Source organism: Variovorax saccharolyticus, assembly GCF_030316765.1.
Taxonomy (GTDB): domain Bacteria; phylum Pseudomonadota; class Gammaproteobacteria; order Burkholderiales; family Burkholderiaceae_C; genus Variovorax; species Variovorax saccharolyticus.
This window is the reverse complement of sequence record NZ_JASZYT010000014.1, coordinates 42,095-68,315: the sequence shown is the minus strand read 5'-3', so window position 1 is coordinate 68,315 and position 26,221 is coordinate 42,095. Positions and strand designations below refer to the sequence as shown.

The window sequence follows — 26,221 nt, the reverse complement described above, 5'->3', positions numbered from 1 at the left end:
AGAATGCGTCGCACACAATGATCGAACGCTTCAACGCGCCTGGTCAGACTGGGCGACAGAGGATCCTCACCGGCCATTCATCCTGCTGGCGGGACGGGGCGGCCTTGAAGAGGCCCGAAGTGACACTCATCGCTACGTCGCCGTAGACACGCCGCTCGATCAGGGCGCGGTGGAGTGCCCGCATCGATCCGACCATCGGCTCCGAAGCGATGGTCGTGGCCAGGGATGCGACCGCCCCGCGCGCCACGGGCTGCACGGTGGAGCATCCAACGACACGCAACCCTGTGCCCGGGCCCCACGCCGCGTCGATCAGGAACGAGGGCGCGCTCGCAGGACCGAGGAAACACGCCAGGTCAGCACCATCGACCTCGACCAGGGCCACGTCGGCCATCAAGCAAGCGAACACCTCGAACAGGCCCGCGGCGGCTGCGGCGCTCCGGTCGGCATCGGCCTGCAGGAAGGACGACACGTGATTCAAGTCGCTCCAGTCCGCCGGGGTAACCGCCACGGCAGCGACCAGCCCTACGGCGTGAGGCGTCAGCGACCGCAGTCCATCCACCAGGTCATCGACAATGCGGACATCGAGTTCGTTGCGCGCCGGCAAACGCAGGACGAGGTTCAAGGTCGATGGCGGATGCTCGAGCAACTGTGCCATCAGCATGGCGCCGGGCCACATGCAGTGCCGCTGCCATCCATGGGCCTGCACCCCGTCGACCGCCCTCAAGAGGCGATCCACGAACGGAACGGTCTCCGCATGCTTCCCCAGGTCGACTAGCACGGTGAGGATGGATCTTGCGTCCACCTCACGGTCCCCGACTTCCTGCGAGAAGCCTCCAGACGCGACGAGGAAGCCGAGGCCGTGCGGCCAAGGCGATCTAAGTGTCGTCGCAGCGATCGGGAGTGCAGACCTGGACATCGGGAGGCGCGATCGGAGCGTGTCGCCGTCGGTCGCTCGGAGTTGGTGGTCCGAGGCTCCCACGACATACGACGCATCGTGTCGCGTGCGCGACGCGCAAAGCAGCGGCAACGACGAGCACCGCGGCTGCATGGCCTGCGACAAATGTCGCACTCGCGGGCTTTCGCTGCGATGAAGACCCGCGCCCGCCCCGGTCGGCCGCGGGGCTGCACTTACAGTGCACCATGGCCACACTCTTTCCCTCGCTCACAGGCTCGGCGCTCGGCGTCGGCCAGTACCGCGAGCACGAAATGCTGCGGTTGCTGCCCGACGTACTGCCGGCGGGCTACCGCATCTACCACGGGGTGGCTACCTCCCAACTTTACGAGGGCTCCCAGCGGTACGGTGAGCTCGATGCCGTCGTGGTCGCGCCGTGCGGGCACTTGGCAGTCCTCGAGATCAAGGCTGGCACGATCGACCTGAGCGACCAGGGCCCCTTCAAGCGCTATGGGACGATGCGCAAGAACCTGCACCACCAAGCCCATGCCCAGCACCAGGGGCTGATTGGCCGCCTGCGCGGCGAGCAACTCGGCGAGGTACAGGTCGCCCACTTCCTGTTGCTGCCGGACTTCCGCGTGGCAGACGGCAGCGTGGGATTCCCGCGCGAGCGCATCATCGATGCCAGCGAGCAGGACAGCATCGCCCACATCCTCGCCACGGCCACGTCCCACGCACCTCTGGACGCCGGCCAGATCGATCGGCTGTGCGGTTTCCTGTCGAACCGCTTCGCGGTGGCACCCGATCCGGCTTGTCGGCACGGGCACCGGATGCAGGCCACCCGGCGGCTGGCTGAAGGACTGGCGACCTGGGTGCCGCGTATCCACTCGCCCTCGGGCGCCTACATCGTCGAGGCCACGGCGGGCTCCGGCAAGACGCAGCTGGCACTGGCGCTGCTGCACGCGGCAGCGGCAGCGGGCGAGCGCGCGCGCTATGTTTGCTTCAATCGCCCGCTGGCGGACCACATCGTGCGCTTGGCGCCGCCGCGCGCCGAGGCAAGCAGCTTCCACGAACTGGCGATCGCGGCACTTCGCGCGAGCGGCGTCCAGCCCGACTTCGCCTCCGGCCAGGCGTTTTCCGCCGGCGTCGAGGCGCTTGCCGCAGCGACGGCTGCGGCCGATCCGATCCTCGACCTGCTGATCGTCGATGAGTCCCAGGACTTCGAAATCGACTGGCTGCAGAACCTCCTGCCGCTCCTGAAGCCCGCCGGCCGCCTGTATGTGCTGGGCGACTCCGACCAGGGCATCTACCGCAAGGACGCCTTCGATCTCGCCGAGGCGACGCGCATCACCTGCCGCGACAACTTCCGCAGCCCGCGGCGCATCGTCGAGACCGTCAACCTGCTCGGCTTGTCGGCGACACCGATCGAGGCCTGCGGGCCGGAGACCGGGACCGAGCCGGTCTTTCACATCGAGGAAAACGACGACCCGGGCGGGCTCGCGTGCGCGGCTCGAATCGTCGAAACCCTGATCGCGGACGGCGAGCGCCTCGAGGACATCGTGGTGCTGAGCTTTCGTGGACGGGAAAAGTCGCGGCTGCTTGCGTCCGACTACTTGGCAAAGCGGTCGCTTCGTCGCATCACCGGTGCCTTCGACGACGCCGGCAACGCGTGCTGGCGCGACGGCGAGTTGCTGGTCGAATCGGTCTACCGCTTCAAGGGCCAGTCGGCGCTGATCGTGGTGGTGTGCGAGATGGACTTCGCCGCGATCGATGCGCTGACGGCGCGCAAGCTCTTCGTGGCGATGACGCGCGCCCAGGCCCAGCTCCATCTCGTCCTCTCACCCGCGGCCGCGCAGTCGGTGGGTGAACGCCTGGAGGCGTCGACACCCGCCTGACGCCCTCCTCGGCGTCAGACCTCGCGCGCGCCCTGCGTCCTTTTCCGCTCAATCTCACGTCGATCTCGCATGCCCCAACGCGCCCCCAACCTAGACACCCTCATGATGTCGCTGGAGATGCTCAAGCGCATCCCGCGGATTGGCAAGATCTCGGCGCCGGAGCTGCAGCGCCAGCTGAGCGAAGCCGGCTTCGTGCGTGACCTGCGCACCGTCCAGCGTCAACTCGAAATTTTGAGCGAGCGCTTCGACATCGAGCGGGACGATCGCAGCAAGCCCTACGGCTACGCGTGGAAGAGCAAGGCGCAGGGCTTCTCCCTGCCCAACCTCAACGAGCAGGAGTCGGTGCTGTTGTCGCTGGCCGAGCAGCACCTGCGCAACCTGCTGCCCGCTTCCCTCATGCGATCGATGCAGGGCTTCTTCGATCAGGCACGCCTTCAGCTCGCCCCACAGCAAGGGGCCCGAGGCGCGCGTGCCTGGTTGGACAAGGTGCGTGTGGTCAGCACCACGCAGCCCCTGCTGCCGCCAAAGGTGATGCCGGGCATCTTCGAGGCGGTCAGCAATGCCCTCTATGCAGACCACTGGCTGGACGTTACCTACGAGAACGCTGCTCGCAAGCGCGTCGAGGGCCGCGTCATGCCTCTGGGCCTCGCGCAACAAGGGTCACGCCTGTTCCTGGTCTGCCGGTTTGAGGGCTACGACGACGATCGGACGCTGGCGCTGCACCGGCTGCGCGTCGCGCGCGACACGGGTCTCTCGTTCGAGCGACCCGCCGGCTTCGATCTGCAGCGCTTCGACGACGAGGGCCGTTTTGGCTTCGGCGCTGGAAAGCGCATCGAACTGGTATTTCGCCTCCCCAAGGGCATTGCCTTGCACCTGCTGGAGTCGCCGGTCTCCACCGACCAGCAGGTGCGGGAACTGCCCGACGGGCGCAGCGAGTTCAAGGCCACCGTCATAGAGTCGCAGCAGCTGCGCTGGTGGCTGCGCGGATTCGGCAAGGACCTGGAGCTCAGGAAGCCAGCACGCCTCCTGGAGGCTTGACACGAATCGACCTGCCCCGGAGCTTGACCCACGTCACATCCTGTCGCAGGACGAGGCACCATGTGCATATGCCCCAGCCACCCGCTCCCTTGCCCTGCCCGCCCCCAACCCTTCTCGCGCGATTGCGCGTCGCCCGCCGGATCGTGGTCAAGACCGGTGCAGGGATGTCCGCCGAGAGCGGCATCCCGACATTTCGCGGCCCGGCGACGGGCTTGTGGGCGGCATTCGATCCCCAGAAGCTCGCGACCCCCGAGGCTTTCCGGCGGGACCCGGACACCGTGTGGGCCTGGTACGAGTGGCGTCGGCGTTCTGTGGCCCGCGCACAGCCGAATGCGGGACACGTCGCACTCCGCGCGCTCGCGGCGCTCCCTCATCTGGAGGCCTTGGCCGTCGTGACGCAGAACGTGGACGACCTGCACGAGCGGGCGGGCTCGAAGGACGTGCTGCACCTGCACGGCAGTCTGTCCGCGCCGCGGTGCGAGGATTGCGGCCTCCCCTTTGCAGGCTTGGAGGATCCATGGCTAAAGTCTTCGCACGAAGGTGCCACCCGCCTGGCGCCTCCCTGCTGCTCGTGCGGTGCACGCATACGGCCGGGCGTCGTCTGGTTTGGCGAAGGTTTGCCGGAAGGAGTCTGGCTCGAAGCGCTCGCGCAGATCGAGCAGGCGGATTTTTTATTGGTCATCGGCACCTCCGGCCTGGTCTATCCGGCGGCCGGCCTGGCGGACACGGCGCGCCGGCATGGCGTCGAGGTTGCATCGCTGAACCCTGACGCCTCGGTGCTGGACCAACGCTCCGCTCTCGACTGGCAGGTGACGGCGGCGACGGGATTGCCGGCGCTTGTCGCTGCGCTCCAACCTGAAGGGAATCGGGATGGACTGGTTTGAACGGCTGACGGGTTTCAGGGAAGGCGCCTACGGCGAGACCCGCGACCGGCTCGCGGTGGACGGCCAGCGGCTGACGTCCCGCGTGAACGGCAAGATGTTCGCCATTGGCAGCCTGGAACTTGTATCTCTCGCCGGCCTGCGCGAACGCGTGCGGTCAGGCAACCGCGGCCGGGGCCGCCTGCGGGTCAGCCTGGTCAACGGCGACGTGAGGGCCTTGCACCAGGACCCTGCGAATGCAGGGGCGCTGTTCCAGGTCGCCTCGCAGTTCAATCTGCTCGAGATGGTGTCGCAGGACGTGACGCCCGAGGATGGCGTCACGATCTACCAGGGGGATCCGACACAGGGCCCGGCGTGTGCGATTGCAGCGGGCGCGGCGACGATCTACCGCAACTACTTCGCGCCCGTGGACGGCATCGCGGGACAGGTCCGCGATCGCCAGCTCGATGGCCTTGCGGACCTTGGCGCCGCACTGGAGCGTGCGACCGGTCGGTCGGTGGCGTCACTGTGGGGGATGCGCAATGGCTATGCACTGTGCAAGCACGAGGGACTTGCGGCGATCTCCAGGGCGCTCGTGTCTAGCAGCAACGAAGAAGTCGACCAGCTGCGCGGCCTGCTGCGTATCGGCGTGCATTCCGATGTCGAGGTCACCGACAGTCCCCGCTCACCGGGTCCAACCGTCTCGCAGGCCTTCTGCTCCGCGCTCCCCGTCGCCTACACCCGTATTCCTTCGATCGAATGGACGGCCTTCGCCAGCCTGGTGCTGGAAGCCGCCTACGAAGCGACGATTTTGGCGGCCGTCCTCAACGCTCGACGCGGCGCCTCGAACGTCGTGCTCCTCACCCGCCTCGGAGGCGGCGTCTTCGGCAACGAGGAGTCCTGGATCCACGCTGCCATGGAGCGAGCGCTCCGGTTGGCATCGGACTTCGATCTCGAGGTCCGAATCGTGAGCCGGGGATCGCCATCGGCGACGATGGAGCGGCTCGCTGCATCCTTTGCAAAATGACGACGACGCAAGAAGACGCGCAGCTGCCCGAGCAGCGACATTGAGGCGAATGACGTCCTTTTCGCATAGTGCCGGCAAAGGCCCGAAGCTGAAGCCGCACAGTACGCCGTAAAAGCTCCCATCCGAATAGCGCACCCGGACGCCAATGTGCGCTCCCATCCCCTCGTAGTACCCGGGCAGCCCGTTTATATCGCGAACGCTTCTGACATCGGGAACAAGGGCCGGCAACCGGCCGTCCAGGATGCGCTGGCAGATCGTCTCGATCAAGGGATGACATTCGCCGCGTCCTCGCGCGTGGCATTCCGCTCCCTACGGCCGCCCAGGCGGCGAAACTGTCAATCGGCATTGCGCACGGATTACAGGGGAGGCCAATTGCGGTGCATGCAAAGGCGCGCCCTAGAAATCGTCGGCGATCATCGGACTTTCGCTACATCAGCGCCGCGCGCCTGCCGGCGGTCATTGAAAGCGCAGCGGGTGGTAGCCCTTGATCGCTCGAGGCCTTTGGCAATGCGGGCAGGCCCTGCGCTCTGCCAGGTAGCTCTCAAGTTGCTGGCGAACAAACGCTTGCTGGATCTTGCCGAGGATGGACTTGGCGTCGCCGAGGGAGAGTCCGACGTCCTGCACCTGGTCACATCGACAGTCAGTGGAGTGAAGCGGCACGGTGAAGGGGTGCGACGCGGCCCCCTCAATGCAAATCTGAACGATGACTCTCATAGGATCCGCCTTTCCTGAGATGGCGCCGCCAACGCGGCGAGCCTTCGGTTGACGGCGCGCCGATCGAAAAGGTCAGGGTGGTAGTGGCGCAAGATGGCCCATTCCTCGTCGTCCACCTCATCGTCGAGAAGATCCTCGAACTCTTGGCGGGACCTGCTCTCACCGATCAGGGTGTACTTGAACCGAGTGGCCATGAACGCATGCGGACCACCGCAATCCTCTGGGGGTGCGGCACGCCGCCCTGCGATGCATACCGGGTACACCAGCTTGGGCTCCAGGGGCAAGGTCGCCTCAATGCGCAGGTCGTGCATCCACAGATCGCCGAAATCGTATTCGTATGTGAATCGCTCAAGGCGCCGCAGCTTCAATTGGCCGATCAGGACTTCATGCGCGTCGGTGTCGAAGAACACCCCACCCTCCTGATGGACACCGTACTCGCGACCGCGAATCTCGAAGCGATGAAGGTGCAGGTCCTGCCAGTCGAACAAGACCTGCAGGATCTGGTGAAGCTGGGCAACGCTGGTATCGCCGCGCACCAGAAGGCGCCGCCAGATCAGCGGGCTGATGCTACGCAGGACGGCGCGCAACTGGAGGACCTCCTGCCCAGAAGATGCCCCGGCTTCCATCCATGAAGCTTACCTTGCTGCACTGCACACCCCCAAGAAATGGATGCTCTCACGCTCGATCGGTGGACGACCCACGACCTTGGGCGGAACATTCTTCGGTCTCGTCATTGGAGTTTCTCCCTTCGCGTGTGGGCATTCAGAAATCGCCCCAGCACGATTCTGAGCCGGCACGCACGCCGGTGCCAGTCCGAGGCCGTCCGTCCACCATGGGCCCGCGTAACAGGGCGGGAGCGAGAATCGGCACGACTGCTCTGGCAGCCCAACGCCTTCACCTCATCAGCGCGGCGACTACCAATGCGATCGTGAGCAGGACAGAGACGTTCACGAAGATCGCTGCGATGCAGAAATATGCAAACGATCGGGCTGTGCCTTGAACGCAACAGTCTGCATACACCCAGCGGAGGCAGTATCCGCTCCAGATCAAGAACATTGCGAGGGCAAGCCCATTCACGACCTGATAAATCTCGAGGAGGCGTAGATCCAATCTCGGAATTTGGGTAGGCGGATCAATGGAGCCAATTGTTGATCGGTAGATCAGCGAACCAGTGATTTTGATGTATTGATTGCGCGCAGCTTCATACCGAGCAATCACACTCTCGATCCAAATACCGGTCGCGTTGTTTAGGAGCAGGACTGCAGAGATCGAGAATAGTGTTAGCCATTTTCCGAAGCGCCGCCGGATCAAGGAGCCGCTTTGGATTCGTCGACAGTCTTCGATGCTCCCGCAGCGTAGGAGTTGGGTTAAAGATTTCACGACTTCCTGTCACTGTGCATGAGTGTTTACGATCATTGGTGGAATCGCAGTTGTCCGCAGACTCTATCCGACGAATGTGGTCGTTCTCCTATCAAATTTAGAGTGCGTCGATGGCTGCGGCCAAGCGGAAGCATAAGGGCGGATTTCCACCCATTGATGCTGATGGAGCGACGACGAGCCAAGATCGACGGCGGCCCTGACGGGCCGAAAGTCAGCAGAAACTGCTCACTTTTCAGTGCCGATGTTCTCCTGCTGCCCCGGCCACATATTGATGCCGGGTACGGCGCGCTGATCCTGGCGGGGCTGCTCGTGGGGGCAGGCACGCGTTACGGCTCCGGATGCACCAGCGGCCACGGCGTCTGCGGCCTGTCTCGACTGTCGCCCCGCTCGTTCGTCGCCACGGCCGCCTTCATGGGCGCCGGCTTCGTCACGGTGTTCGTGACGCGTCATCTGCTCGGCATCTGAGGAGTCCTTCATGATTGCTCTCGCTTCGCTTCTCGCCGGCCTGGTCTTCGGGCTCGGCCTCATCGTGTCCGGCATGGCCAACCCGGCCAAGGTGCTCGGATTCCTGGACCTCGCCGGCAACTGGGACCCCTCCCTGGCCTTCGTCATGGCCGGCGCCATCGCGGTGGGCGCCATCGCCTTCGCGTTGGCGAACCGTCATGCGGTGTCCATTCTCGGCGCCGAGATGCGACTGCCTTCGGCGCGCCACATCGACCGCCGCCTGGTGCTCGGCAGCGTGCTCTTCGGTATTGGCTGGGGCATCGCAGGGTTCTGCCCCGGCCCGGCCCTGGTTTCCCTCGGAATGGGCGAAATCAGGGCGCTCGTGTTCGTGGCCGCGATGTTTTTGGGCATGGGCGCCTTCGAGCTCTTCGAGCGCCGCAAGACCTTCGTGGCAAGGAAGCAAGGAAGCTGCCGTGAATCACGCGCTTGACGAGCGGTCGCGGCATGACTGCGCGACGCAACCGATCTTGATATAGAGGAGACGGCGCCTTTGTCATTTCGACAGGGGATGCGTGCGCTTCTAGCCCTGCCTACGATTTGGTTGCCATTTGCGGCAATAGGTGCTGCGAGGGACTGCAACCAACGTGGAGATCAGTATGAACAAGGCACTCCTGTTTGCGGCACTGGCGACGGTCGCCGTTCGCGCCATGGCCGACTATTCGTACGCGGATGAGAACGCTGCGAATCGCGCGCCGACGGTTCTGATCGCGTCGCGCGCAACCGTCGAAGCCGAACTGGTGCGCGCGACCACCAGTGGTGACCTGTATGGCCTGCATGGCTCACCGTTCAAGCGGCTCTCGCCCAGCTTCTACCCGGCCGATCCACCGGTTTACAGCAAGACGCTGGCGCAGGCGCGAGCCGATCTGGCGCAGGCCATGCGCAATGGCGACATGCTGGCGGCCAACGAGACCGGCCTCACAATGAATCAGCTGTCCCCGAAGGCCTATGCAAGCGCGAGACAGATGTCGGTGCGGGTGCTGGCATCGGCGACGTCCGACGTCGGCGAATCTCCGCAAGTTGGCGATTGAACGGGGAGCAAGCCACAGTCATCTCAACGACCTGAATGAACCGGTGCCATGCGCAATGCCTCCATGGCTGGCACCGGTGTCGAGAGACTTGTAGGCCGAGCCGTTGTCCGAAGAGTGGAGCATTCAGGGCATCTCCCCGATTGCGACGTGGCCGCGAATGTAGTTCGCACTGGCTGGGCGGGATGACGCCCGGTCCAGCCGGGCGGAGATGATTCCGCGGTCAACTATGCCGTGATGAAGTCAAGCGCCCGTAGTCCCGGCAGCAGAAAATAGCCGCCGCCCAACGTTGTGGTGAAAGACGATAGCTTGATCGACTCGCCGATAGGCGTCCCTGCTGCGGAGAAGGCACGGGAACCGCCGAGAATCGGGTCGTCTTGGTCTTCGAACTTAGCGAAGCGAGGATTGCGTATCCAGCGCTGATGAATGAACTCGAACTGCCTCTCCAGATCGGCATTGCACGCGATGAAGAAGATGCCCTGACCCAGGTAAGGATCTCCGTAGGGACGGCCACGTCGGAGCAGACGGTGAAGCTTGGAGGTACGGATCCCCGATTCGACATCATGCCCCTGCGCGTCCCGCGGATTGACGCGCCGAATATGGGCACCGCGCGGGCAGCCGAAGCCGTCGGCGTCCTCGACCCTATAGCGGAAGGCGTCCGCCTCCAGATCCGAGGATGGGTGCGCCGGGCCTTGCCAACTCAGAGGAGCTCCATTCTCGTAGCGACCCATCAGCCGCTCTGACCATTTGGGCTTTCCGTAGGCCGAAACTACTGGACATCCCGCGTCGATCTGACGAAACGCTCCGACGTCCTGAAAGATCTGGCGCACCGCGAGGTAGCTTCCATTGAAGCCGAATCGATGCTCTTTGCGAGAGGAAGCCAGAGGTGACCATCCGACGAGGTCCGGGACATAGCTGAGTTGATCGTATTCGTTGCGATAGCCGAGCAGGAACTCCCCAGGTTCCACCATGCGGTCCGCCACGAACTTGGGATCGACGGGGATTGGGCCAGCGGCCTTCGCAACACGTTCACTGAGCCCGCGGACCATTGGTTGCGAGACACCGTCGCGAAAGCCGAAAGGCTCCTTCATCTTCGTGCCGCTGAAGTAATGCGGCGGACCAGTGACCACTCGTACCTTAAAGCCGTCATTGTGGCGAGGCGCTGTCATTGTCGGAAGATGAGGCAAGGCCGAGTCCCACCATTGCATGACGAGTACATGCACCGCCTGTCGTCCGTCGTCACCAATGTCGTCCCAGATCCACGAGTTGCGTGCTGTATCGCGCAACAATCGCTCGCGGAGCCGATGCCCCATACCGGTTCGAAATGGCGTCGGAAATGGATGGTCCGCCTCTTCCACCATGCCGAGTTGCACAAGCCCGGAGAAGCTGAAGGCGATTGCCACAGTCTCCGTGAACGTCGAAGCCGACGGGGGTGTCGACAAGACCTTTGAAGCACTCTCCACATACTTCCGAACTTTGCGCAACCATGCGCGCGCGGCGGCCTCTTCCCCTGGCACGAGAGTCAGCAGCCAGAACTGGCTGCTGGCGAGGCGGCTGAAGCCGCTGGCCAGCATTGCTTGGACATCGTCAAGCTCGGCGGACAGTTCCTTCGCGGGTTTCATTTTTCCAAAGTCCTCATGATGCAGTCGTCCTTCACGTTGCCGCGCTCCCCGCACAATGCATCTCGCAATGACGTAGCGAGATCAATTTGGTCGATGGTGAGCTTGCAGGGATCGAAGCGGTACAAGTGCGGAAGCATGCTGTCCCGCGCATAGGCCTTGAAATCCAACTCGCACTTCACTCCTTTGAACATGAGAAAGCGTGTTGGTGGAAAAGACCGGTTCGTGCGGACTTCTGGGTGACCCGGAACCGCAGCCGGCCTGGCCAACAGGCGTGTCCAGCGCCAGAACAGCGTGGTCCCCCGGTTGGCGCCATTGATGAAGTCGTCGAGATAGCCCCCGAACGATCCATCGAAGTTTGAGATGAACAGAAGGCGTCGACCGCCGATAAGGTGCCAGTGACCGAAGTGAATGCCGGGTGCATCGCCGAGCTTGCCTTCAGTGAAGAACAAGCGGCCTAACAGCGTCACGGAGCGCAGTACGAATCGCGTCCAGAATGCACTCCAAGCATAAGGGCGACGTAGGTCGGTCAGGCTGATCATGTGCGCGGTACCAACCACCAGATCAGCTTCGCAGCACTCGATGCTGGGATGCACTTGCTGAGCGCAGCGGACTTCATTGAGGCTGGGTCGCTTGTACCAGCGTCGGATGGGCTCTGGTAACTTGCGAAGTAGCCAGACCGAGGACGTGCCCAGCACGAGAAGACCAGCGAACACGGCCGCAGACGTCAGGCCGCATAAGGATGCCGCGATCCACGATCCGCATCCGATGCGTAGCGATCGCACGATCCCCATGGGCGCAGTGCCGAAAAGCGCCTCGTGGCCATCCTTGCCCGACACCACCAGCACGAACGCGTTGACAAACAGGATCACCAGCAGGCCCATCACCAACCAGCCAGAGACATAGGTCAGCCGAGACGACCAAGTCTCCGCGGGGCGGTTGAGTTCGTCCTCTACATTGCGCAGCCATCTTCGCCAAGGCGGAAAGAAGGTGGTCAAGACGACGAACACGAGCCAGTAGATCAGCATCAGGATCAAGATGAACAAGTAGGCGCGCCAACTGGTGTGAATGATCCAAGTCGCTGTGACCTCCAGCCCATTGAGCAATACAGCGACAAGACTCTTGACCCCTCCGGTCGACGGGTCGAGTCGCTCCAGAAGCCATCTGCAGACCCCGCGCAAAGCCCAAACCGCGGCTATCACAATTACCGCGATCGAGCCGAAATAGGCCAGCTTGACGGACGAAGCTGCACCAGCTCCCCGCCAGAAGGATCGCGGCGCGGTTGCAGTTGCCCACTCAAAGCGCGAATCCTGTGCAACCCAGCGCGACAGCGCTTTCGCCAGTTCGTTGCGCCCGGACGACCCATTCGTCCGCAGTCGTCGCGCCTCCGCACGTGTGGCCACCAACAAAGCCCGCTCCTGCTTGATCTGGGCCAGCGTGCGGTCACGCACACCGACAAATGCGCCATCGGAGACGTTGAGGCCAGTGAACAGGTGTCTAAAAAGCAATCGGTTGCGCCTACTTACTGCTGCGGGCTGGCGCTGCATCCAGTACGCGCCGTAGAGGATCCATAAAGCCCCGCTGGAGTGGTTCGAAAGTCGGCGCAAGAGGTCTTTCGGCCGTATGCCCTCGTCCACGGCCAGTTCGAGCATCAATGAAGGCAGAGAGCCTTCTGGCGCACCTGGAAACGGTGGAAGCAGCGCCACTGATGCAAAATGGACGACGCCGACGTCGTTGAACATGCTTTCGAGTGACGCCTTGGCTGCGGAATCCAACAAGCCGTTGCCGGCCGGCCAGTCGGGCGTGATGATGCAAAGCATCTGGTCTCGTACAACGCTCATGGATGACCTCCAGCCGGCGGCACACCCCAGGCGGCTTGCACGCGCATGCGCCGGATCAACGGACCGTCATAGCGGATTCGGCGGCCCCAGGGGTCGGCCAATGTCAGCCGAGGCAGAGTCAGCAAGCCGATCAGTGCGCTCGTGATCATCTCAACCGACTGGTCCCTGGCCGGACACTGGCGACTGCCGTAGCCAAACATCAGAAAGCGCGAGTCGGCCTCGCGGCCCCAGTCTCGGTGTGGGCAGTAGTCAGCCGCCGTCGGCACGCCCCGTGGGTCGAACTGGGCGGCGAGCGAAAGTATTGTCACCGAACTTCCTGCCGGACAAACGGCGTTTCGGCGCCCTCCGGCTTCAAATTCGGTTTCGCGCGGCACATCGCGCGACAGGACGGTGAAGACCGGCCGAAAACGCATGAGCTCGATCACGTGGGTCCGAACTTCTTGCCTAAACTGTTCGCAAGTCCATACGTGCTGTCCCAGGGACCGGGCTTTTTCGAGAAGCATCGTGTACACCTTGGGGCGTTCCAGCAGTTCTTGAACCACCAGCGCAGCGGACTGAACGGTCACTGGATGAGACACCCAAGCGAACCCGACGCCGTTGCGGAAGACGAAGTCGAAAGGGCGCGCTGCTGCATTCCCCGCCCAGGCGTTCCGTAGCAGCGCGGTGGCGCATTTGACTCGCGCGCGCAGAGAATCGGCGCAAAGCTCGGCGCGCCGCTGTATGGAAGTGGGCGCCGCAGCGCCAAGGAACAACTGGCCTGCGACATAGCGCACCTCGTGTAGGTACTGTCGTTCGAGTTCCTCGTCCGGTTGGAAGGCAGTAGAACCAGCCGTCATTGCCGGCGCCGCAAGTCCCATCGCCGGTCTGATAGCGTTGAACACGACCCACAGAAGGTAGTCCTCAATCAAGTCGAAGGAGGTCCTCGCGCTCGCAAGACGCCGGCTGCGCACCAGCGCCTCGGCATCAGCGTCCGCTTGCACGTTCAAAGACGAGAGCAGCCCGTGAAAGAGGGCCTTGTCGGCGTCATAGTCTTGCCCCGGATCCATGCCAATCAGGAACTCGCCGGCGAAAAGGTTAGCGTTGTGGGCAGTGTTTGAGAAACTCTTCGGCCGCGTGAGGACCTGCTTAACCGAACTGCGGCGGGCAGCGAAGCCCAGGGTGCGGCAGAGAAAGGGCCAGAAGCGGCATAGCGCACCGATGGCGCGCCACGCGCCCGGGTGGCGGTTCATCCAGCAGAACAACCAATAGACGACGGCGCGAAAACCAGGAGGACTCGGATCCGGCCAACCAATGCGGGCTTTCATGGCACGACCTTTTCTGCTCGCTGTTCCAGTGCCTGAGCACAGCGAGCTTGGTAGACGGGCATCTCGCACAACTTTGCCTGCTCCGATGCAGCCTTAAACCAGTCCCTCGCACGAGATTCGTCCCCACCGCAACTAAAGCTTTCGCCGAGTTCGAACATCGCTTCAACCCCGTGACCGTACTGTTCCCCTTCCTTGGCCAGGCGGACCGCCTCTGTGCCGCACTCGATGGCGCGTTTCCATTGCCCAAGATTTCGGAACGCCACACCGAGGTTCACCCGCATGAAAAACTCTCCATAGGTTCCTCCCGCGACGAAGATTCGGTCGGCAAACGCCTGCTCAAGAAGGTTCGCAGCCTCTCGGGCCTTACCGCCACGCGCCAGCGCACTCCCCAGCATGGACACGCAGCAAGGCAACAAGGTGGGCACGTCATGCGCGGCGCAGCTTTCGACGCTCCGTCGCATGAGTCGCTCAGCCTCGTCGAAGCGGCCGAGCTCGTTCCAGATCTGACTCTGCACGAAGTCGACCAGCCCGCGCGAATAGGGATGATCGAAGGCGTAGAGCGCGTCGTAGGCGCAGTCACAGGCACGCTGCGCTTCTTGGTAGTCACCCAAGCGCCACATCGTACTTGCGAGAAAGGAGTGGAGGTTGATTACGGGCGTGGTGGCCCAGCCGGCAAGCAGTCTGTTCTCACGCAACTCAGAGTTGAACTCGCGCAAGACGAACAGGGCCTCGGTCGCCGACTCGCGATAGCGGCCGAGGCCGTGGAGCATCATCATCCTCGTCTGGCGTGCAGCCATTTCAAGCTTGCGACGCATCGCTATGCGGCCAGCCTCCAATGCCTGCGCGGCGCGAACCAGACCCTGCGTATAACAGCCTCGCATCCACAGGAACACTGCCATCTGCAGCGACACTGTCGCTCGACAGCGCTGGTCCCCCAGTTCGCTCGCAATAGCATCGGCACGTTCAAGATTCTCAAAAATCGCATCGATGTGGCCAAGCGCCATCAGGGCTCCGATCGCTTCGAGCAGCAGGTTGAGCTCTAGTGATTTCGCTTCGTCGGTACGCGTTACGCGACGCGCGGAATCCACGCCGAGGTCGAAAAGTCGCAAGGCCTCGCGGTTCGCTGAGCGTGACACAGCCTTTGCCATGGCCTTGACCGCGTAGGTGGCGGCCTCGCCCCAGATCGCGCCCGCGATGGCGTGGCGCATTAGTGCCGAGGCGTCCGGGACGCCCTGCTGTTCCTTGAGCGCTTCGAGGGCGCGCCGATGCAGCGCCTCCCGTCGGTGCCGGGTCAGCGCACCTACTACAACCTCCTGAACCAATGCGTGACGGAAACTGATGGAATTGGCGGCGACGCCGGCGTCAATCGACGAAGCACTGAGCAGCCCCGCCGCTACTCCGAGCCGCAGGAGGCGCTCCATCTCTTCGGCATCGACCCTGAGCATGGCGGAGAGCAGAATCGATGTGACTGGCTCGCTGAGCACGCCAGCAGCCTCTAGAGCGGCCTTGGCGGCCGGCGGCAACCGGTCGACTCGAGCGCCGATCATCGCAGCGATCGACCCAGGTACGCGCAATTCCGCACGCGACCGCGTTGCGTGATACGCGCCGGGTGTTCCCAGCAAGGAGCCCTCGTCAATCAAGGTGATGACCAACTGCTCTAAGAAGAAGGGATTGCCGTCCGCACGGTCGATCAGGTCGCCGACCATGTCGTCGATCGATGCATCAGCGCCCAGCATCGCGCGGGCCAGCGTGGCCATGTCTTCTTCCCGAAGCGGGGCTAGCCAATGCTCAACGAACCAGGAAACGTCAACCCAACGATGTTCGAATTCTGTACGGTAGCTGACACAAACCAGGACCGGCATGTCCTGCAATCGCGGCATCAGCCATTCCAGCAGTCGCTGGCTCTCGCGGTCGGCTAGGAAAATGTCCTCGATCACCAGCAGCAAGGGCCGATGGCGCAGGCGCTCGCCTATGAGCCATTGCAGCGCTTCCGCGGTCCGGCGGCGCCGCTGCGCCGGATTCAATGACATCCACTCTCCGTCCATTCCGCCCATCTCGAGCAAGTCTCGCACGGCCGCCTGATGATTCGTGCCCATCGATGGCCAGTCGTGAGAAAGCCGGTGTTCGGCCGAAGCTTGCTCGTTCGCTACGTCCTCTCGTGGCAAGCACAGGAGACTGCGAACCAAGTCGGCGATCGTGCTGTATGCACTGAAACTTGCATGACCGCGAGCATGTGTGATGCAGACGTCGAATCCCCGCAGGGCCGGACTTACACACCATTCCGCGATCAGCCGAGACTTGCCAATGCCTGCTTCGCCGCGCAGACCGATGACCCGCATCACGCCGTTGCGTACGCTGTGGGCCAGGGATTCCAGAGCGCCCAGTGTCTCGGCGCGACCCACCAACGGCGCCCAGCGCAAGCGGCGTGTAAGGGGAGCCGCTGCCGAACCCTCGGTGGCGACGATGAGTTGAAAGACATTGGTCAAGCCTTCGAAGCCGCGAATCCGCTGTGGCGCGATTTCGCGGGTGTCGACCTGTTCGGCGACCAGCCGGTGAGTCGCCGCGCTCAACAAGATGCCACCTGGCGGTGCCAAGCGCTCTAGACGCGACGCAAGATGAATAGTATCCCCGTCGGCGCGATATTGACACCAGCGGTACTTGCCCATCAGGCCAACGATGACCTCGCCGGAGTGGACGCCAATGCGCAGCATCAGCGGAAAATCCGACGCTGGCACACGAACTCGCACAGCATTCTGCATCGCCAGCGCGGCCATGCAGGCACGCAGCGCATGATCCTCGTGGGCGACCGGCGCACCGAACAAGGCTACCAGCCCATCGCCAAGCAACTGGCTTACGGTGCCCCCATAGGTTTTCACGGCGTCGGTCATGAGGCCTAGCGCCTCGTCAAGATATGCTCTCGCCCCCTCTGGCGACATGCCGCGAACGTGCGCCGTAGAGTCGCAGACATCGACGAACAAGGCGCTCACATACTTGAGTTCCTCCTGAACGCAGACCTTGGACGGCGACCGCGCATTCGATGTGGAAGTAGCGGCGTCTATGCCTCCAGCCGGAAGCTGGGCTCCGCATTGGGCGCAGAAACGATGATTGCGGGCGCCGCGAACGCCGCAGGACAGACACGAACTCATGCTTGACCTGTCCGCCGTGACGAAAGGCCAGAGAGCGCGCGCGACAGGGTACTCATTTTTCCCAATCCTCCGTGTCAGGGCGATTCCCGCACAGCATCTTCCAGGGTTTTCAAGCGCGCGTCATCATAAAAGATGAGTACTTTAGAGCTATTGATGTGCTTCCTAGGACGCGGCCGTCGGTGACTCTTCGCTGGCCGACGGCTACCCAATTCGCGCAGGACTGCCCGCTCCACCCCTAGACTAGCCGAGAAACTCCACACCGCTCGCCCCGAGCCGGGCGATCCGCGCCGGGCTGGTGCAGGCCTCCACCGGAGGGTAATCGGCTTTTTCGTGCAGATTGATACGCCTGCATCCCGGGTGTCCGGTGTGCGCCCCACCGCGAACTGATGGGCGGTTCGTCCGGCGTCCATGGTTGGCGTAAATTGGCGCCCCGTTTGGAAAGGCTTGGACCGCGCCATGACCTTCGCTCATCGCTATGTCGGAGCCGACAATCTTCCTGCCAGGCTGTCCGAGTTCGACGTCCAGCAGTACTTCACGCTCACCAAGGCGGATAGGCTAGGGGTGGCAGACGGGCGAACGAGGGCGCAAGAAATGGCATGACGGGGCTCCTTGGGAAGGTGCCAGACGTGCGAGAGCCAGCGATGCTGACTCCGGCGAGCCCGCGACAGTTTGTCGCAGGCCCGCGCCAGACCGCGGCGCCCTTCTCTTGCTATGCCGTGCCGGTTTTCCCGGAGTGGATATCGGATCAAAGCCCCTCCACTCCCTCGGCCGGATCGACCCTTTCCGCCGCCCTCCCCGCTCTGCCGTTTTTCCCCGCGGCCTTCGACGGAGCCAGGTAGGTGAATCAACATAATTGTCCCCTAATAGTCGTTGGCAGAGAGGCAAGCGATTGCCACCGTTTCGACAGTTATTTCGATAAACCGCACTTATTGGGGCATTCGGACTTTGCTTAATGATGCGATCGCGACAGATTTTCCTCTGAGAATCAACAGCTTGCGTGCGATGACTAACCTGCCTCTCGCAGCGGTACTGGAGCGACTCGTGTCGCTTCGAGCCGCGCTGGCAGCTGCTTGGATATAGACCGAATGCAAGCTTGCGCCGCTCGCAAAAGCGATGGACACTGCCGGCAACCGCGGGAGATGATGTGGCGCCCCAAGACATCGCGTGGCCGCACTGGATGCGGCGCTTCTCCGCGCTTGCGAGCGAGGAGGCGTTCAACGACCTCATCTGGTCGGTAGGCGGCTCGCCGCCCTACGGCGGGGTCTCCTGGGAAGAAGCCGAAGCCGTCTACAAGCTGCTCAAAGCCTATCGCGGACCCGGGCAGGCGGATCCAGCCGTGTATGAAGCCCTGGACGACCATATCAAGGATTCGCCGGAAAAGGTCCTCACGCTGCGCGTCTTTCAGGTCCACGACCGGATCGCTTCCGCCCCCCAGGCCTTCACGTCGGCCGACGTAGACGAAGGTGCGGCCTTGGCGGTCCAGCTCGGCGACGAGGGACTGCGCGCCTACTTCGAACTGCTCGACGCGCAGCTGCGCCACCAAGAAGGCGACATCCGGTCTGCACTGCTCGCCCTCAACAATGCGCTTGCCCGCATTGTTCCGCTGGCTAAGGCCGACTCGGCATTCGCCAGCCTGCTCGGCAAGGTCGTCGTCAACGGCACCAGCTATCACGCGATCAGCGGCGACTTGCAGACCGCGCGTCAGTTCGCGGACTTGGCGATCAAGCTCGGCTTCGAAGCGACGTTGGCGCCGCTGCTACCCGCACTGCGTGCGGACCGGCCCGCCGGCGACTCCGCGCAGGTCGCCGAACGACACGCCGGCGACCTGCTCGAAGCCGGGCGAACGCTCGAAGCGCTGGAATGGTTCCGCCACGCGGAAGCGCTAGCATCCGCTCGGAACGACCGAGCGCTGCTATGCGGTCTGCTCGGTGACATGGCAGTTGCATATCGCCGGCTTGGCAACCAGCGCGCCTCGCTCGAAACCTACGCGCGCGCCATTGAGCTTTGTCGTATCCAGAAAGACGACGTGAACCTGTCGCGCTGGTGCGGCAACCTCGGATCGCTGTTGCTGAACCTCGGCGACGTTCGCGAGGCCCGCGTGCTACTGGAAGAGGCGTCGGTGGCGGCGCATCGCACCGGCGAGTCCGACCGCATCGCAATTGCGGAAGGCAACCTCGCGGCGATGCTGCAGCACGATGGGCGCCATCAGGAGGCTTTTGAACGCATGGCCAGTGCACGCCTCGGCGCCGAGGGCCCGACTCGCGAAGCCTGGCGCGAGCGCGAATTGCAGATGCACCTGAATGCCGCCATAGCCGGCAGCAAGCGCCACGACCATGAGGTCGCTCTGGAGCATATCGCCGCCGGACTAGAGGCGGTGAGAGCTGACGACGATGACGATCAGCGTATCGCGGTCGCCCTGCTGCTCGAACGCGCGAAGATCGAAGAGGAACAGAACGACCTGATGAGTGCCGCAGCGTCGCTGAATGCGGCAGCCGAGCGCTTCGACCGGCTCGGCGACAAGGCGGCTGCGACTGATCTGCGCGCCGCCGCCGATCGCCTCGACCTGTGAACCATGCAAACCCGGGACGAAGCACTGCAGGTGCTCCGGCAAGCGGTCGCCGAGGGCGACGCGCGCGCCGAAGCGACTGCGCTCAACAACATGGCGATTCTCGCGCTGGCCAACGGCGACTCGGACGCATTCGACCTGTTCGAGCACGCCACCGCGGCAGTCCGCCGTGTGGCCAATGCCCGCAACGAATCAGTACTGTTGCTCAACTTCGTGCCTGCGCTGCTCAAGAAGGGCGATCTCGCGCCGGCACTCGAGCATGCCCGCCGCGCCGTCGAGTTGACCGAGCGTGCGGCGATCGAACACCGCGTGCTGGCACGGCTCCACCTTGGCATCGTCTGGTGGAAGGGCTTTCACGACAGCGACGCTGCAGCGGGGGCATTGGCCGACGCACTGATCGCACTGGACGAGCACGCCCGGCGCAAGCCCGAACGCAGCGCCGAGATGCGCAAGCACCTCGAAACCGTGCTGGCGGAAGCCGCGCATGCTGCTCTCGAGGCGGGGCACGCGGACCTCGCGAAGCGCCTCGCGACACTAATCGATCCGAGCCTCGCCTCGCGCCTTCCGCCGCGCCCCGACCCAACGTCTGGCACCGTCTCGCTCGAACTGCCCTCGATGCTGGCCCTGGAAGCACCCGAGTTCGACGAGCTGCTGGCTCGCTGGCGGCGCCGGCACGACACCAGTCCCGCGCCCCCCGACCCCGCGATGGCCGAACCAGTGCTCGCCGCACAGGCTCAATTCGGGTGGGACGACAAAAAGGCCGCCGACGCCACTGCCTCGGTACAGCGCGATGCCAGTCATCCGACCCGCGGTGGGCCGGCCGCGATCCTCCTGCTTGCCGAGCTGCTGGGCAGGGGACGCATCGGCGTGCCGGAGGCCACCGAAGCTGCCGCCACCTGTGGTGTCGGTGACGACGACCTATGCTTCCTCCTCGTCGTGCCGGGCTTGCGCGATGCGAGGTACTTGCCGGGCCTGCTCGACCTGGTCGCACGCGTTGCCAGGGACGTGCAGCTGGCAGCGCGTTGCGCTCGGCTGGCGGCATATTGCTATCGCCGGAGCGGCAAGCCCGCGAAGGCCTCCGATATCCTGCTGATCGCCGAGCGCCGCCTGCCGGCCGGCGTGGACGACGCGCTGCGCGCCGACCTCCTCATCCGGCTTTCGGAGTGGCGCTTGGAGCGGCACGAATTCGATCTTGCGTTGAAGCTCGCGACCGACGCGCGCGAACTAGCCGACCAAGTCGGGGACGTCGAACTCTCCCTGAGGGCCGAGGGCACCCAGATCAACGCCCGCAGGAACGATGGGCCACAGCGTCAATTGCAGGCCTACGAGGCGCTGGCCTCCAGACAGCGGGCGGCGCACGACCTCGAGGGCCTGCGCGCCACCGAAGAGAACATGGTGGCAGTGCTGAACGCTCTGGGACAGATCGACACTGCGGTGTTCGAGGAGCCAGCGTTCGACCCCGACCGTTGGTTCAACGCCGCCCAAGCGCTCGCATTGCGTGCCGACCGGCACGAGGCCATCGAACGCTACCGCGAGGGCTTGCGCCGCTTGTCCGGCCAGCCGGCCTACTGGCGCGAGCCGCAGGCGCATGCCAACCTGGCTCGCCTGTTGTTCGACGCACGCGACCTGGCCGGTTGCCGGGCCGAGATGCTGACGGCGTTGCGGCAGTTCGAAGAACTCGGCGACGTTGACGAGCAGATCCGTGCGCTTCAGTACTTGGCGAGCCCCGACGTCAGCCCGCAGACCGCGGGCATCGCCCACGCCGAGCGGGCAGTGAAGCTCGCGCGGCAACACGGGCGCAGCACATTGCTGGCGACCTCGTTGCTGCACCTGGGACAGCTGTGCATCGACACCGACCGAGTCGATCGCGCGCTGGCCGCGTTCGGCGAATCCTTGGCCATCGAGCGCAGACCGCTTGCCGAGTTCTCGCTGGCCTATGCGAACGTCGCCGCCGGTCGACCCGAGCAGGCACTTGCTCCCTATGCACGGCTGATCGAGGAGCAGCGCAGCGCAGGCGGCACCGAACTCGTCCGTCTCCTGGTTGCGCGGGCGCAGGCGTTTCAGGCGCTGCGCCGCCACGACGAGGCCGGCGCCGATCTGCACGAAGCTCGGCAACTCGCCTCTGGCGTCGAACTCGGCCCCGAACTCGGCAATGCGCTGGGCTGGGCCGAAGTCGAATCCGGCGCAACCGATGCCGGCATCGCGCTGCTTGAAACTGCTCTGGCGAGCGCTCGCGCGGCCGGCCGGTCGGGGCACGAGCGCGCCATCGCGTCGAACCTCGGCATGGCCTACGCCGCGATCGGCGAACACGACGCCGCCGAAGCGATGTTCGCGGCGGCGCGTCAGATCGCCCGCAGCAGCGGCAGCGCCCCCGATGAAGCACCTGCCTTGCTCGGACTGGCCGATGTCGCAAAGGCCCGGCACGACGACGCGCGGGCTGAGGCGCTGTACCTCGAGGCGGCCGGCCTGGCACGCCAGCACGGGTTGGTCAAGGCCGAGGCCCACGCGCTCGACCTGCTCGCCCATCTGAGGGTTTCACATGGCGCATTTGCCGCCGCCGCCGACCTGCAGTGCCGCGCCATCGACTTGCACCAGGGTGCGACGGCATGGAAAGACGAAGCGATCGACCGCATCAACCTCGCAACGACCTACTTCCAGCTGCGCGAGAACGATCGCGCGGCGGCCCAGATCGAAGCAGCCCGCGCCCTCATCGACGCGCACGACCTTGGCGACCTGGCGTCGATGCTGGCCGGCGTGCGGGCCCGCCTGAAGGCGCGACTGAACGACTGGCGCACCGCTCGCGAGATCTATCGCGAGGGTTTTCGCCAGCGCCGAGACGCGCTGCGAAACGAATCGCCGAGCGAACACCGACGCCGCTCGCTGCGGTATCAGGCGCTGTTCGGCCAGGCCGTCGAAGACGCTCTGCTGGCAAACGATGCGGCCAGCGCGATCGGCTTCATCGAAGCCGGCCGTGGCCGCTACTACGACGCCGTGATTACCCAGCGCCGGCAGCAACTCGCGTCGGCGTCGCCCGCGATCGTGCAACGCTGGGAGGTCGTGCTCGACCAGATCGACCGGCTGCAGCGTCGGCGCCGCGTCGGCGCCATGCGCGAGGACACCGTCCTGCGTGAGCAACTCGCCGTTTCGCTCGCAACCCGCGACTCGCTGGCCCGATTGCTGCCGCCAGCGCCGCCTGCGCCCGATGCCGGGCTGGAGGACTTCGCGACACTCGCTCGCGCCATCCCGCCCGGGCATGCCGTCGTCTACCTCGGCCTCGGCAACCCGGACACGCTGATCACCTGCGCCGGCCGCGACGAAAGGGGCGTCGCCTGGAGCGTCGGCATGGTCAGCGACCGCCTGCGCAGGGAACATGTGGCGGAGATTCTCTACGGCGACACCGGCATCCTTCAAGCATTGCGCGGCAGCCACGCCGAGCAGTTGCAGCCGGCCCTGGCCCACTGCGCCCAAGTACTGGGAGCGCTGTTGTGGCCCGAGATCGGGGGCCTACTCGGCGGTCGGACACGCCGATTGATCCTCTCGCCCGGCGCGGGCTTCAACATGCTCCCGTTGCACGCTGCCCGTCTTGACGACCACGCGACGGCCCAAGACCGATGGGAGCTGCGCTACGCCCCCTCGCTACGTCTGCTCGACCGAGCGAGCCGGAGCGACCCGATCAGCCGTAGCGCCACACTTGGCCAGGCCATCGATCCGAACGGCGATCTGCCGTTTGCGGCGGCCGAGGCCGCGCTCGCTGCAGGGCACATGTCCGGCAGCCGGATCAGCGCGAGAAGCGAGAGCGAAGCGACCCCCGATGCGGCGCTGTCGCTCTTCGTCGACACCGAGTTGGTGCACTTCTGCGGGCACGGCAGCTTCGAGCCGCTGGATCCCCTGCAATCGCGCTTGCACTGCGCGCCCGATCCCGCCGGAACCGGCAGCGAACTCAGTGTGCGCCGCGTGATCGACCTTGCCGACATCCGATGCCGGCTCGCAATCCTGTCATCCTGCGAGTCTGGCCGCACTGAAGATGCCGACGAGCTCGACGATGCGATCGGCCTTCCCGGCGCCCTGCTGGCAGCCGGTTGCCGCGGCGTCCTGGCGACGATGTGGCGGGTGGACGACCTTGCCGCCTGTCTGTTCGTGGATGAAGCAATGGCACGGTGGATGGGAGGCGACCTGCCTTGGTCCGGTGCGATCGCTCATGCGGCACGGTGGCTTCGCCGCGCCGACCGCGCCGAACTTGATGCGCGCCTTGACGAATGGTGCGCACGCGGCATCGACGAGCCGACGATCGAGCTGGGCAGGGAGCGACTGCGACAGGTCCCGGCCGCCAATCGCCCGTTTGCCGATTCGGTTCATTGGGCCGCGTTCTACCTGACCGGTTTTCCCGACGCGCCGTGAATCACGGCGCACGCGTCGCGAACGGATGCCCGTACACCTTGAACGCGAGCCATGAGGAGTCCCCGAGCGCGCGTGCGGCCGCACGCGCGTCGTCAGCCGCCTGATGCAGCCGCTTTCCGGCGAGCAGCGCCTCGTAGAACGTGCGCGCGAACACCGTGGCCGGCTTGTCGCGTACGGCCCAAGAGGTCCCGACGAACGCGCCCGCCCCGGCCTTGAGGAAGACTTCGGGCCAGCCGCCCCAGGCGGTCAGGTCCGGCGCAAGCCGCCCCGACTCGCAAGCGTTGAGGAACACGAGCGGACGCCGACCGCTCAAGCGCGCCTCGGTCTTGACGTCCTCCGGCGCCAGTTGGATCAGCTCGGGCGCGCCCGATTCGTATGCACGGTCGCCGATGATCAGGGTCGCACGGTCAATCTTGTTCTGCGCGGCCTCCGCGTGGCAGGCGAGGTGAAGGACATCGAACGCCCCGTCGTGCAGGACCTTCAGCAATGCGGAGGCGTCGGCAGCCACCTTGATCGACGACAGTCCGTGGACCTGCGGCAATGTGTCGCTGAACCAGCTGGTGTCACCGGCGGGCAGGTGGGTGCCCAGCGGAAACTCCGCCGCCATCCAGCACCAGTCTTTCAACGCAAATTCTCGCGCCGGTGCCGCGCCGTGTTGCGATCGGATCAATCCGTACTCAGCCAGGAAGCGCTCGTCGAATTCACCCGTCCGGTCCGGATCGTGCAGGCGCAGCAATTCCCACGGAATGTACGGCTCCCAAGAGGTGATTCGAATCAACCCGATCCGCGCTCGCAAGGGCCACAGCGCACGCGCCACATCCTTGTCGAACAGGTCAAGGCTCAGGCTGCCGCCAAGCGCGCGCAGTTTGCGCTGCAGCTCCTCGAGGTCCTTGACGCTGCGCACCTCGGCCGTCGTGCGCTCGTAGATCCGGTCCACGTAGTCAAGCAGTGTTTTCGCCTCGCCCTCGCCGCGATCGAGCAGCGCGTTGCTCTGCAAGGTCAGGAAGTTGAACCCCAGCGCTTCGCTGTAGAGCTTGTATTCGTATCGCAGCTTGCCATCCACCAGACGCTGCTCGATCAGCAACTGCAGCATGTCGTCGTCGCTCGCATCGGGCGTGGAGACCTGCCCGTGCGCCGACACCTGGGCGCTCGATGCGCCGGCTGCGACCACGTCGACCGCCAGGCCGATGCTGCCCAGCTCGCTCGCGCCCTGCCTGAATGTCAGCGACAACTGGACCAGGCCGACCGCCTGTCCCGACACCTGAAAGAACCCGACCCGGGGCTGACCCGGCAACGGCGGCGGCACCACCTGCTGACTCGGCCCGACCACGGCGAGAAGCGGGCGCGCCACGGACAGGTCGACCACGATCGGCTTGTCGGGCTGCACCTGCGCGGAAACACGCATCGGAAGCGGCTTCGCGTCCGTATCCCGTACCTCGATCCGGAACTCGATCAGCTGCAACTGCTGCAGCTGCACCTCAGCCGGCGCTTGAGCCGAGATCGTGGTCCCGATGGTCGCCGGCGTCGGGACCGGACTTGCTGCCGCGTCGACGCTCGCCCCCGGGAAGTTCTCGCGCATCGCAAATCCGCCGCGCGTTCCCGACCGTCCCGTCGAAGGCCCCGACATCGTGGTCGCCGGCTCGCCGATCGCCACCACTTGTCCGTCGGCATCCAGGTCGACGGTGCGCGCGGCCCTTTCCTCCGACACGCCTGCCGGCAAGGGCTCGATGCGCCTGCCGCGCGAGCGCCGACTCGAGCCGCGCTCGTGCAGCTGGAGGCTTGCTTCGAGATCGCGTTGGCATTGCTGTGCCGACAGCCCGTCGGCCACGTGCCGAATCTCCGCAACTCGCCACGCGTAGTGGTAGGTCAGCCCGGACGCGGGGTGCACGCGCACGATCACGACCCAATCGGGACACTCGGCGGCGATGCGCTCGAGCAAGCTGGCGAGCGAGCCCCTTGCGCTTGCGGTGATGACCTTCGGTGCGACCGACCAGTTGATCGAATCTGCCACC

At 64.7% G+C, this 26,221-nt stretch carries 16 protein-coding genes and 1 pseudogene; 9 read left to right on the top strand and 8 right to left on the bottom strand.

Annotated elements, in window-relative coordinates; genetic code table 11:
• Window positions 1-43: 43 nt before the first annotated feature.
• The gene (locus tag QTI45_RS31585; protein ID WP_286657172.1) at window positions 44-802 is read right to left on the bottom strand and encodes a hypothetical protein; all 759 of its coding nucleotides are present in this window, start codon (window positions 800-802) and stop codon (window positions 44-46) included.
• A gap of 338 nt (window positions 803-1,140) precedes the next feature.
• Here QTI45_RS31585 and QTI45_RS31580 point away from each other — a divergent pair, with 338 nt between their 5' ends.
• The 4 genes from QTI45_RS31580 to QTI45_RS31565 all read left to right on the top strand — a co-directional run bounded on the left by QTI45_RS31580 (window position 1,141) and on the right by QTI45_RS31565 (window position 5,712).
• A complete protein-coding gene (locus QTI45_RS31580; RefSeq protein WP_353621356.1) occupies window positions 1,141-2,787 on the top strand; it encodes a nuclease-related domain-containing DEAD/DEAH box helicase in 1,647 nt (548 codons plus the stop codon).
• A gap of 102 nt (window positions 2,788-2,889) precedes the next feature.
• Window positions 2,890-3,825 (top strand): helix-turn-helix transcriptional regulator, encoded by a 936-nt coding sequence (locus tag QTI45_RS31575; protein ID WP_286657170.1) that lies wholly within the window; start codon window positions 2,890-2,892, stop codon window positions 3,823-3,825.
• 164 nt (window positions 3,826-3,989) lie between these two features.
• Window positions 3,990-4,709, top strand: coding sequence for an SIR2 family NAD-dependent protein deacylase (locus tag QTI45_RS31570; protein ID WP_286657169.1), 720 nt, complete (start codon window positions 3,990-3,992; stop codon window positions 4,707-4,709).
• Window positions 4,663-5,712, top strand: coding sequence for a hypothetical protein (locus QTI45_RS31565; RefSeq protein ID WP_286657168.1), 1,050 nt, complete (start codon window positions 4,663-4,665; stop codon window positions 5,710-5,712). The genes QTI45_RS31570 and QTI45_RS31565 overlap by 47 nt, the downstream gene beginning before the upstream one ends.
• 456 nt (window positions 5,713-6,168) lie before the next feature.
• On the opposite strand, the gene QTI45_RS31560 is transcribed toward QTI45_RS31565, so the two are convergent.
• A complete protein-coding gene (locus tag QTI45_RS31560) occupies window positions 6,169-6,426 on the bottom strand; it encodes a hypothetical protein (RefSeq protein WP_286657167.1) in 258 nt (85 codons plus the stop codon).
• A complete protein-coding gene (locus tag QTI45_RS31555) occupies window positions 6,423-7,013 on the bottom strand; it encodes a plasmid pRiA4b ORF-3 family protein (protein WP_286657166.1) in 591 nt (196 codons plus the stop codon). The genes QTI45_RS31560 and QTI45_RS31555 overlap by 4 nt, the downstream gene beginning before the upstream one ends.
• Before the next feature lie 1,045 nt (window positions 7,014-8,058).
• Here QTI45_RS31555 and QTI45_RS31550 point away from each other — a divergent pair.
• The 3 genes and pseudogenes from QTI45_RS31550 to QTI45_RS31540 all read left to right on the top strand — a co-directional run.
• Window positions 8,059-8,271 (top strand): annotated as a pseudogene (locus QTI45_RS31550) (YeeE/YedE family protein); the annotation flags it as partial.
• Between the two features lie 10 nt (window positions 8,272-8,281).
• Window positions 8,282-8,740, top strand: a complete 459-nt coding sequence (locus QTI45_RS31545) for a DUF6691 family protein (protein WP_286657165.1) — start codon at window positions 8,282-8,284, stop codon at window positions 8,738-8,740.
• Between the two features lie 166 nt (window positions 8,741-8,906).
• On the top strand, window positions 8,907-9,338 hold the full coding sequence (locus QTI45_RS31540) for a hypothetical protein (RefSeq protein ID WP_286657164.1): 432 nt from the start codon (window positions 8,907-8,909) through the stop codon (window positions 9,336-9,338).
• A 224-nt stretch (window positions 9,339-9,562) separates the two neighbouring features.
• Here QTI45_RS31540 and QTI45_RS31535 read toward each other — a convergent pair whose 3' ends face one another.
• From QTI45_RS31535 to QTI45_RS31520, 4 genes are read right to left on the bottom strand one after another with little or no spacing between them, the layout of a single operon-like run.
• Window positions 9,563-10,957, bottom strand: coding sequence for a Dyp-type peroxidase (locus tag QTI45_RS31535; RefSeq protein WP_286657163.1), 1,395 nt, complete (start codon window positions 10,955-10,957; stop codon window positions 9,563-9,565).
• Entirely contained in the window at window positions 10,954-12,795 is a 1,842-nt protein-coding gene (locus QTI45_RS31530) for a hypothetical protein (protein ID WP_286657162.1), read from the bottom strand. The genes QTI45_RS31535 and QTI45_RS31530 overlap by 4 nt, the downstream gene beginning before the upstream one ends.
• Entirely contained in the window at window positions 12,792-14,099 is a 1,308-nt protein-coding gene (locus QTI45_RS31525) for a cytochrome P450 family protein (protein WP_286657161.1), read from the bottom strand. The genes QTI45_RS31530 and QTI45_RS31525 overlap by 4 nt, the downstream gene beginning before the upstream one ends.
• Window positions 14,096-17,245: an ATP-binding protein gene (locus QTI45_RS31520; RefSeq protein WP_286657160.1), complete on the bottom strand. Its 3,150-nt coding sequence runs from the start codon at window positions 17,243-17,245 to the stop codon at window positions 14,096-14,098. The genes QTI45_RS31525 and QTI45_RS31520 overlap by 4 nt, the downstream gene beginning before the upstream one ends.
• A gap of 1,144 nt (window positions 17,246-18,389) precedes the next feature.
• On the opposite strand from QTI45_RS31520, the gene QTI45_RS31515 reads away from it, so the two are divergent.
• Both QTI45_RS31515 and QTI45_RS31510 read left to right on the top strand, forming a co-directional pair.
• A complete protein-coding gene (locus QTI45_RS31515; protein WP_286657159.1) occupies window positions 18,390-19,814 on the top strand; it encodes a tetratricopeptide repeat protein in 1,425 nt (474 codons plus the stop codon).
• A gap of 3 nt (window positions 19,815-19,817) precedes the next feature.
• Window positions 19,818-24,209, top strand: coding sequence for a CHAT domain-containing tetratricopeptide repeat protein (locus QTI45_RS31510; protein ID WP_286657158.1), 4,392 nt, complete (start codon window positions 19,818-19,820; stop codon window positions 24,207-24,209).
• 1 nt (window position 24,210) lies between these two features.
• On the opposite strand, the gene QTI45_RS31505 is transcribed toward QTI45_RS31510, so the two are convergent.
• Entirely contained in the window at window positions 24,211-26,220 is a 2,010-nt protein-coding gene (locus QTI45_RS31505; RefSeq protein WP_286657157.1) for a CHAT domain-containing protein, read from the bottom strand.
• Window position 26,221 lies beyond the last annotated feature (1 nt).